Source organism: Marinarcus sediminis (SeqCode), from assembly GCF_048571275.1.
In the GTDB taxonomy this organism is placed as follows: Bacteria; Campylobacterota; Campylobacteria; order Campylobacterales; family Arcobacteraceae; genus Marinarcus; species Marinarcus sediminis.
In genome coordinates this window covers 1,019,502-1,029,995 of record NZ_CP182357.1, presented here as the reverse complement: position 1 = coordinate 1,029,995, position 10,494 = coordinate 1,019,502, and the positions used below count along the sequence as shown (strand labels likewise).

The following is a 10,494-nucleotide window of genomic DNA, read 5'->3' as shown; positions in this document are numbered from 1 at the left end:
GCTATTAAATTAACCCTTTCTCTTTATACTCATCGTACCACCAAGGTCTTAGAGGAATAACATCATTTTCACTGAAAGCAAACGCATATTTTCCTCCACTGTAAGGCACCATTCCTACAGATTTTACATCAGAATTTACAATTTCACACTTATTAGCACACGTAAACAGACAATCCTTTTGACACTCTTTGTTCTCTATCTTATCCAAGATGTGTAAACTCTTCTCTAGCGCTTGATCAAAGCCACCATCGGTTCTTATATTCCCCATTTGTAAATAAGGCAACCATAGCAAACATGGATATAAATTCCCATACGGATCCACATCGACATTTCGACTTCCCATATAACAATTCATGTCAAACTTTTTTCCATCGAATAAGGCTTTTTGGAATTGGTATTTAAATGCATATCGGCTTTTGTCATATCCAATGGCAATTAACTGTCTGTCAATTTCAGCTCTGTCTTCAACGGTTAAAAAGAAATCATCTCGAGCTAACTCTTTTTGAGTTAAATTATCTTTGACATTTCTGTATCTTTCTGGATTAAATCGTCCGTATCCAATATATAATCCCACACCTAACTCTTTGGCAAAATTATATGCCCATTCAATTTGATGAAGATTTTGTTTGTAAATGGTAAATTGCAGTCTTAATGCGACACCTTTTATTTTTTTTAATCGTTCAATTGTTTCGATTGATTTGGCAAATCCATCTTTATGCAGTCGTATTTTTGCATTGACTTCTTCATCTCCATCTAAAGAGATATCCAATCTGATGAGATTCATCTTTTTCAAAGCATATCGGGCAATCTCTTCATGGCGGTCAGGAAACCAACCCGTAATAGGTGAATCTATTACCGTATCCGGATGAAATTTTGCAATTGAATCAATGGCTTTAAAATAGTTATCACTTAAATGAGGCTCACCCCCTGTGATATGTACTTTTTTCAAATCCAAATATTTTGATGAAAAAATAGAATCAAGTTCGGCACTTGTTAACTCTTCATTCTGTCGTTTAGGTAATTTCCACATCGAACAAAATCGACATGGACCAGGACAATAATCTGAGACCTGGTAAGAAATATCTTCTATTTTATATCTGCTTAACATTATTAACCTTTTAATCTGTTTTTAAAATAATTGATTGTTTTTATTAATCCCTCTTCAAGTTGAATGGTCGGATTAAAATTAAGCTCTTTTTGAGCAAGTGTAATATCGGGTTGTCTTTGTTTTGGGTCATCTTGAGGTAACTCTTTGAAAACCAATTGTGAATTGCTGTTGGTCAATTCAATCACTTTTTGTGCCAATTGTAACATAGTGAATTCATATGGATTTCCCAAATTCACAGGACCTGTAAAATTCTCTTTGTTCATTAATTTAATCAATCCATCAATTAAATCATCTACATAACAAAAACTTCGCGTTTGATTGCCTTGTCCAAAAATAGTAATATCTTCACCTTTTAAAGCTTGTACAATAAAATTACTGATGACTCTTCCATCATCTGGGTGCATATTGGGACCATAGGTGTTAAAAATTCGAGCAACTTTGATATTGACATCGTGTTGTCGTTTATAATCAAAAAAGAGTGTTTCTGCACACCGTTTTCCCTCATCGTAACACGCTCTTGGACCAATGGTACTAACTGCACCTTTGTAATTTTCAGGCTGTGGATGAACTTCGGGGTCTCCATAAATTTCAGAGGTACTGGCTTGTAATATTTTGGCTTTGATTCGTTTGGCAAGTCCCAGCATATTAATGGCACCAATCACCGATGTTTTTGTCGTTTGCACCGGATCAAATTGATAATGCACAGGACTTGCAGGACAGGCTAAATTATAAATTTCATCCACTTCAACATATAAAGGAAACGTCACGTCATGTCGAATCAATTCAAAGTAGGGATTATCTAAAAGTTCAATAATATTTTGTTTGTTTCCCGTAAAAAAATTATCCACACAAATAACTTCGTTGCCTTGTTCTAAAAGTCTTTTACATAAATGTGAGCCTAAAAATCCAGCACCACCCGTTATTAGTATTCTTTTTTTCACGGTCAACTCTTTTTATTTTCTAAATAAAATTTTACTATATCTTTATACGCAATAAGCTTTTTTAAAAAAGGAATATGCATTTCCAAAAACAAAACTCGCGTATAAAGTTTCAACAACTCATAATCATATCTGTCATGCGTTTTAAACTCAGCAACTAAATTAAAACTATTTTTAAAGAAAACCTCATCTAAATCTAATATCTCTACAGCTTTCTTTTTCAAAGTGCCAATACGTTTTAATCTTTCAAATTTTCTGTTATTGGGGATAGCTTTATTATAGTAACCATTATTGCCATGTATTCTATATCTAGTTAATCTTTTAGAAGAAAAATAAGATTGGGTTAACATTGCTGACATATAAACAATAACATCATCAGCTTGTATTCTCCAACCATTTTCATCTTCAATAGGAAAAATTTGTTCAGCTATCTTTTTTGAAATACTTAATGTAGAACAAATTCCTCCAACATACTTTGAGATGTAATAAAGTAAAAAAAGATTTTGACCATTATATGGATATCTAATTGGTTCATACCCTTTAGGTGCATTATTATCAAAAATCATTGTATGATCATTGAAAATATATTCATACCCTTGCTCATACAAGGCTACTATCTCTTCAAGCTTGTTACTTTCAAATTCATCATCACTATCTAAAAAGCAAATAAGTTCACCTTTTATTTCTTTTATTCCAATATTGAAAGCTGAAGCTTGTCCTCCATTTTCTTTAAAAATTGCCTTGATTTTAGTTGGTTCTTTTTGTGTATAAGAGTTAATAATCTCTTTTGAAGAATCTGTTGATCCATCATCAACAACAATTATTTCATAGTTTTCATAGCTTTGATTTAAAACAGAATCAATTGCATTTGCTATATATTTTTCATAATTATAATTATCTATTACAACAGATACTAAAGTATTCATTTTTTTACTTTCCATTGGTTATTAATAAAATATTTTGGATCCAATATAGAAAAGTCTAGTTTAATTGAGTTAGCTTCATCTTCTCCAAACACTGAAATATAATCACTATGAAAGCCATCACAAATATCTTGTAAACTACAGTTCTCACAAGCTTTCAATTTTTTATATTCTAAATGTTTTTGGGCTCTTAATTTTGCATTTTGTTTATATAAAAACTCTTTAGGAATGTTTGCACTTAAAAGTTTTATCAAATGCTCTTTTATATCAACTTCTTTCATATAGTGCTGTTTTGTTCCATGTTCTGACATATTTGAAAAATCGATTCCATTAAACTTTTTGATTCCATACATTAAAATAGGTATAGTTTCATCTAAAGTATCAGAATTTGAACGTTGATTAAATCTTGTTGTCCAAGTCCATGAATTATAATCCCATTCATGAGGATCATATGAAAGTTGCTGAAAATTATAACTGTTTTTTAAATACTTCTCATTTACCATACAAAGGGGAAAGTATCTAATATTTGTCTCAATATCTTCATTTTCAAGCATATCAATTGCTTTTTCCAAAGGTTCTTTGATAGAAGTATAATTAGGAACGTCAGTGGAATCTCTATTTCCTTTTTGATCAGCAAAAGGATTAAAAGCAATAAAATTTACCGCTTTACAACCAGTTTCAATAGCTAATGTTGCAATATCAGAAAACTGGTTTACTACCTCTTTTGTCATAGTACAATTTAATCTAAAAGGTATCTCTAACTCTTGAAGAACCTTTAAAGCTTCCATCTGTTTTAAACTTCCATTTTTATGCCCTACAATTCTATTATAGGTTTCACCAATAGCATGAATACTTACTAAAAAATCATTTACTCCTGCTTCTTTAAACTTTAGAACCCTTTTTCTGTCAGATAAGACTATGGCATTTGTAATAAGTGTTGGTTTTAAACCTATTGAATTACAATACTCAACTAACTCAAGAATATATGGATAGATAGTTGGTTCTCCACCTTGAATATCAATTGCTGTGTTTCCATAAACATATCTAAGGTTATAACAGATTTGTTTAGCTTTTTTTAGAGACATAAAAGGGTGCTCAGGATGTTGCTTATTATCAATTTTATCAATAAAATAGCAAAAATAGCATGCTAAATTACAAGTTTGTCCTAACCAAATAACACCTCTTTTTGTTATCTCTTTTTTTGTAGTTTTAATTGTTTGTATCTCTACTTTTTTATCTGTTTTATAATATTTTCTTGCCCAATCTAACAAATCACTCATAATTGTTTCTCCTGAGAATTTAATATTAACTTTATATATAGCTGGTTCAAGTCTTCTAACTGTGTTTTAAAAATCAAATTAAAATCAAATTTTTTAATATTCTCTTTTACTTTTAATAACTCTTCTAGATCTAATTGAAAACTTTCAGAAGTTATTTGTTCATTACTAAAAGCAATTCCTAATCCATTTTCTAATATAAAATCAGAACTTTTTTCATATTCTTTTGAAATTATTACAGGTATTCCAGCAGCTAAATAAGTAAATATTTTAGTAGGATACATGTATTTATATGCAATATTAGAACTTTTTGAAATTTGTGAACAGTTTATTAAACATAGTCCTGCTAAATAATTTTCTGAAGAATATTTTATAAATTCATTTACTGGTATCAACTTGTTAATTTTAAAATTTTTAATCTTTTTGTAACTACTCCATTCAGTCGCTTCTTTTGATTTATTAGATGTACATGTTGCAAAACGGACAAAAGATTCAATTATAGCATGTTTTGATATATTAAAAAAAAGATTCTGTAATCTTCCCCAATAGTTAAACATTGTTTTATCAGAATCTAAACTAAGACTTCCTCCATGAACTAAACAAATTTCTTTGCTATCATAAGTATTGAATTTATTTTCGATAGGATCTTTAACAGGTAAATAAAATTTTATCCTGTTATTTAAATCCATTAACCTACTATCATCAAAACTGCAAAGAATACTATCTGCATTGTTAAACAAAAAATTTTCATTTTCAATACTAAAATCAGCTAATTTTTTATTATCTAAAAACTCTTCCAAAACACATTTATCAGTCATATGGTATCTTGATGTAAAGTCTCTTTCATAACAAACTATTGGTATATTTTTTATTACCTTTTTAATAAGAGAATATCTCCAATGCCAAAAAAGATTAATATTTGCAATTAACATTAAATCAAAAATAGATTTTTCTAAAATATGAATTAACACTTTATAATTAAGTTCAATAGATATTATTGCATTTGCATAATTGTTACGCCAATTATTATGTATGGCATTAGTAAATATTAAAAAGAACTCAAATTCATCCATATATGGCATATATGTTCTAAAAGGATCTATTGTCTCATCATAAGATAAAAAAATCAAGATTTTCTTTTTTTTACTTTGTTTATTAACTTGTTCGATAAAACTATTAACTTCATTTGTTTTATTATTAAAATCTTCATATTTTATTAAATCTAAATCTAATAGTTTATTAATAAACTTTTCCATTATTAAATCTTTTATAACCTATTTTGAACTTCTAATATTTTCTTTAGAACTTCTTTCGAATTAATATCTTTCATATAATTTTTTTGTATAACTCTACTAGATCCATAAAAAAATATCTCTTTTGAATTTGTTGGTCCAAAAAGTCCAATAACAGGGATACCAAATGCAAGAGCTATATGTAGTCCTAAACTATCACAAGATACGAGAATTTTACATGATGTTATCCATTCCATATACTCATACAAATTTGATAACCCTTCTTGCCAAGATACAGTTTGATTATCTTGTATTAGTAAATTTTCCAATTCTTCCCATTTACTATGTTCCCAAGCTTTTTCAGGAAATTTAGTTCCTACTTGATAATTAAAGCCAACATCGAAACATGGAGTATTTTTAGGAATATAATCTAATACATAAGGTTGGTTTTGCCACTTACAACCAACCATTTCTATTAATACTTGTTGCCATACTTTATTATTATTTTTTTTTGTATCTTCTAAAGCACATAGTTCCATTGCATATTCTGCACCTTCAAAAGCATGATAAGAACCACTTATCTCATCAAATCTAAATCCGTATTTTTTCCAAGCATTAATTGAATTTGCTAAAGCACATAAACCAGCAACTTTTTCTAAATTTATTACCACATCAAATTTTTCAGCTAATAATTGAAACCCTACAAAACTATCCCATATTAAAAGGCGGTCGATTAAAGAAGTATCATCCAACAATAATCTTGCTCTTTCCTCAGCAAGCCAAGTTATTTTTCCTGTAGGGTATATCTCTCTTAGAGCATGTAATATTGGGGTTGTTCTTAAAACATCTCCCAAAGAGATCACATGACCTATTTCAGCATCCAATGTTTCAGAAAGTCCTAGTTTTATAATTAATATTTTCATTATTACCTCATTAAGTTCTTATACTATTTTGATAAACTTTTTGTTATATAATCTGCAATATCTTTTGCACCTAAATTATTATTTAAAAAATTTTGTTGATAGTAATATATATTTTGTTTATATAAATTAAAAGTGTCCTCACTAATTTTATTTATATCAGAACATATATTTTCTATATCTGTCCCAAAACCTATTTTATTATCAGATACAAACTCATACAAGATTTTGTATTCTTTACTTACAATAATTGGAAGACCTGCACATATATAAGTAGCTATTTTTGCTTGAAACAAAGATTTAAAAAGTGTGTCAAAAATTTTCAACTGTGTTTTACCAATATTAAGTACATTTAAACCAAAGTGATAATTAGATAATTCTTCAGGCATTTGCTCAGTTTTAACAAAATTTTTCCAATAAAAATTATCATATTTTTTTAATTTATCATAAGGATAAAATATATTTGATTTTAGTTGAAAATTATATATATACATACTTATTTGATTTTCCAACAATTTTTCAAAAACATTGTCTAAAGTGGTAATTTTATGAAAATCATTTTTTATATCCATCCCTAAATTACCTGTATAACAAACTTTAATTCTTCGTGGATCAAATTGTATGTTCTTAAAAAAAGTATTATTATGAAAATAGCTAGAAAATAATGCATCAGCATTTAATTCATTTTCCATATAAGAGCCACCCCAATTTGTTATAATACCATCTGCATTTTGTATTATCTCGTGTTCTACTTTCTTTAAAATATTAAATTTATTCTCTTCAATATTAAATGTTTTAGCTAATAATTTATCATCCATACAAAAAGCATTATTAAAAAAGAAATCTGTTGTAGAATATATATATTTTATTTTGTTTTTGCACATGATTTGCACTAATCTTGCAGTAGCTACTTCTAATTGCCCACTATGAAAAAAGATAACTGCATCAGGGTTATTTTTTTCAAAAAACTTCTCTAAAAAATTAAAATTACCTGAGATAAAAAATACTTCATTAAAAGAATCATTTGATTCATAAACGACATCATTTGAAATATAAACTTTAACCAATTCAAAATATTTTTTTAAATATTTTGATGCAGAAGAAATAAAATCTCTCCTATCAGAATTTAGTATTAGACAGACTAGAGGCTTTTTTGTTTTTCTAATATAATTTATATGACCTTTCTTATCTGCTATATCAATTAATTCTTTTGTCTTGTATGGAAGAAATACCTTTGAAGATTCTAAATTATATTTAGTTATAAATAAATATAAATTTCTACTATTCCAATAACCTAATAGTATGATATAATCAAAATCATATAAATCTACATCTTTTATATCAAAAAGAGGATATTCAAAATCCTCTCTTATATACATATGTTCAATTGATATATCAGAAATAATCCCTACAATATCAATAGAGTCTTTATCTAAAAAGCTTATTACCTCTTTTGTGTGAGAACCATCACCATAAAAAAGTATTTTTTTATCTTTTAATTTTTTATTAAGTAAGGTTGCTACAACATTAGGATTTCTAAGATAACTATGTTCTTTTAATATAGAATTGTCTTTAAGATAATTATAAAAATTTGTCATTTATATTCTTATATTCAAAAATTTCATCAACCAATTGTTTCTAAATCAATTTCTTTTAACATTTTTTCAATAATATTTAAACACTCTTTAGGATATTTACCAATTGCAGTTTCTTCTGATAATTGAATTCCATAAATACCACTTTTTAAGGTATTATATAAATCAATTGATTCTGCAATTGTAGGAATTGGATTATTTTCCATTGATTTTAGAAATTGTGTTGCCAAAAAAATCTTTTTATTATGAAACAGCCCTTTTTCAATAATAGTTTTTTGATAACTTGCTACCTTTACTAATCCTATTTCTGTAGATAAATCTCCTCTGTCTATTAATATTATTTCAACCTCATTTAAAATCTCGTTTAAGTTTTTAACTGCACTTAATGTTTCTACTTTAGAAATCACTTCACTAGTTTTAATATATTGTTTTGCTTCTTTAATATCATCAGCAGTTCTTACAAAAGATAATCCGATATAATCTAATTCATATTTATTTGCCAATTCAATTAACTGCTTATCTTTTTTAAATAAAAATGGAATATCTTTATGTATCCCTCTAACATGAACTCCCTTATTATTTAAAAGTTTTCCCGTTGAATTTGAAAGAAAAGTGATTTTTGCAACTTCTATATCCATATTTTTTACAACAAAATGAAAGATAGAATCATTTGCCCAAACTTCATCACCCTTTTTTAAATGTTTAAAAAATTCTTTATAATTAAACTGATGAAATCCTAGGGAAAACTCTTCTCCTTTTTTAATATCAATATATCCATAATTAAAGTTTTCAGTTCTTACTTTATTACCAGGTAAATCCATCAAAATCTTAGCATTAGGAATTTGTCTTTTTATCTCTAAAATATATTTTTCAATATCCTCAATGCTTCCATGTGCGCCATTTATTCTATATATATTTTTCTCATTATGAACTTCCTCTAACCTTATGTTTTCTAGTAGAGAAGGACCTACTGTTGCTATAATTTTTTTCATTGTATAAAAATATCCTCTTCTAATTTTATAATTGCTTCTGCAACTTCCTTTCTCATGTATGTACTTGACGGAATTTTCCCTTGTGCCAATATTTCACGTATTTTTGTTCCACTAATTCTTATAACATCATCATGGGCACAACAATTTTCACTTACAATCTGTTCACATTTATTACAATAATAAGGTTCTTTTAATAATAAAAGCTCTATACCTAAACAACCCTTTTGTAATATCTTAAGTGCTAATTCATGTGCTTCATATTTTCCATAGTAATCACCAACTCCAGCATGATCTCTACCAATTATAAAATGAGTACAACCTAAATTTCTTCTAATTATAGCATGAAATATTGCTTCTCTTGGTCCTGCATAACGCATTGGTGTTTTTAACGTATCAAAATAAACATTAAGATTTTTGTAATATATATCAATCATAGTTTTATAGCCATTTTCAATAGCTTCTTCACTAAAATCACCTTTTTTTTTCCATCCAACAAGAGGATTAATAAATAAAGCATCACAAAATTCAAGACCAATCCTTTGTAAATATTCATGTGCTCTATGAACAACATTTCTTGTTTGAAAACCTACAATAGTTCTCCAACCTTTATTCTTGAAGTAATTTTTTGTTTTTAAAGGAGATAGTGTTCCTTCTAATATAGATTTATCAATAAGTTCTATATTCCCGCCTATTCTAAAAGGACTTCTATTTAATTCCTTTTGTACTCCAGGATGATTAATATCATTAGTTTTGTAAACTTTTTCAATATCTGAATTATCAACTTTATAAAAATCTTCAATATTTAAAAGTGCTACTTCTTTTTGTCTGAAAGTTAAAATAATTTGATTTGTTTCAATTGCTTTTTGGAAACTTGATTCATCCACATCCAACGTAATTGGGATTGTCCAAATTGAACCATCAGACAAAGTCAAATTATTCACAACACTATGATAATCTTTGCTGTCCATAAAACCTTTTAAAGGATAAAAAAGTCCAACTTCAATATTAATTAAATCTTGTAAACTTTCTTCATTTATCTCATATCTCGTCATAATCCTAACTTTCTTGTAATTATTATTAAACTCTCTTCAATGCTGTATTTAGATGTATCTACTATTAAAAAAGGATTATTTGGCTCTTCAAATTTCATATCTTTACCAACTACATTATCTTGACTATAGATTTCATCTTTATTTAATATGTCTTCTTGATTTCTTTTTAGATAAATTTCTTTATAGTCATCAAATTTAACTTTTGAAAAATCTCTTAGTTCTTGAAAAGGTGAAATATTACATACAATGGGAATAATACCATTTTGTTCCAAAACATATGCACTGAATAATATACGTTTAACATTTGCTTTACGTTCTTCTACACCATATCCTAAATCATTTTCATAAAAAGAACGAACATTGTCTCCATCAATAATATAACTATTTATATTTTTTTCATCAAAATATTCTTTTAGTTTCTTACCTAAAGTAGTCTTTCCAGAACCACTTATCCCTA

10 protein-coding genes are annotated in these 10,494 nt (G+C 27.4%); all 10 read right to left on the bottom strand.

Going from position 1 to position 10,494, the window contains the following annotated elements; all coding sequences use genetic code 11:
* Positions 1–4: 4 nt before the first annotated feature.
* Genes ACNI3C_RS05265 through ACNI3C_RS05220 form a run of 10 tightly spaced genes read right to left on the bottom strand, consistent with a single transcriptional unit; the run spans position 5 to position 10,489 of the window.
* Positions 5–1,108, bottom strand: a complete 1,104-nt coding sequence (locus ACNI3C_RS05265; protein ID WP_419771204.1) for a radical SAM protein — start codon at positions 1,106–1,108, stop codon at positions 5–7.
* Positions 1,109–1,110: 2 nt separating this feature from the next.
* A complete protein-coding gene (locus tag ACNI3C_RS05260; RefSeq protein WP_419771203.1) occupies positions 1,111–2,049 on the bottom strand; it encodes a UDP-glucuronic acid decarboxylase family protein in 939 nt (312 codons plus the stop codon).
* Positions 2,050–2,051: 2 nt separating this feature from the next.
* On the bottom strand, positions 2,052–2,972 hold the full coding sequence (locus tag ACNI3C_RS05255; RefSeq protein ID WP_419771202.1) for a glycosyltransferase family 2 protein: 921 nt from the start codon (positions 2,970–2,972) through the stop codon (positions 2,052–2,054).
* Positions 2,969–4,249, bottom strand: a complete 1,281-nt coding sequence (locus tag ACNI3C_RS05250; RefSeq protein WP_419771201.1) for a radical SAM protein — start codon at positions 4,247–4,249, stop codon at positions 2,969–2,971. The genes ACNI3C_RS05255 and ACNI3C_RS05250 overlap by 4 nt, the downstream gene beginning before the upstream one ends.
* On the bottom strand, positions 4,246–5,502 hold the full coding sequence (locus ACNI3C_RS05245) for a glycosyltransferase (RefSeq protein ID WP_419771200.1): 1,257 nt from the start codon (positions 5,500–5,502) through the stop codon (positions 4,246–4,248). The genes ACNI3C_RS05250 and ACNI3C_RS05245 overlap by 4 nt, the downstream gene beginning before the upstream one ends.
* Before the next feature lie 11 nt (positions 5,503–5,513).
* Positions 5,514–6,401: a glycosyltransferase family 9 protein gene (locus tag ACNI3C_RS05240; protein ID WP_419771199.1), complete on the bottom strand. Its 888-nt coding sequence runs from the start codon at positions 6,399–6,401 to the stop codon at positions 5,514–5,516.
* 23 nt (positions 6,402–6,424) lie between these two features.
* Positions 6,425–7,996, bottom strand: coding sequence for a glycosyltransferase (locus ACNI3C_RS05235; RefSeq protein ID WP_419771198.1), 1,572 nt, complete (start codon positions 7,994–7,996; stop codon positions 6,425–6,427).
* A gap of 26 nt (positions 7,997–8,022) precedes the next feature.
* A complete protein-coding gene (locus ACNI3C_RS05230; RefSeq protein WP_419771197.1) occupies positions 8,023–8,985 on the bottom strand; it encodes a pyruvate kinase in 963 nt (320 codons plus the stop codon).
* Positions 8,982–10,037 carry a sulfate adenylyltransferase gene (gene sat / locus ACNI3C_RS05225; RefSeq protein WP_419771196.1) on the bottom strand — a complete coding sequence of 352 codons (1,056 nt, stop codon included), beginning with the start codon at positions 10,035–10,037 and terminating at the stop codon, positions 8,982–8,984. Before sat ends, ACNI3C_RS05230 begins: the two co-directional genes overlap by 4 nt.
* Positions 10,034–10,489 (bottom strand): adenylyl-sulfate kinase, encoded by a 456-nt coding sequence (locus ACNI3C_RS05220; RefSeq protein WP_419771440.1) that lies wholly within the window; start codon positions 10,487–10,489, stop codon positions 10,034–10,036. The genes sat and ACNI3C_RS05220 overlap by 4 nt, the downstream gene beginning before the upstream one ends.
* Positions 10,490–10,494 lie beyond the last annotated feature (5 nt).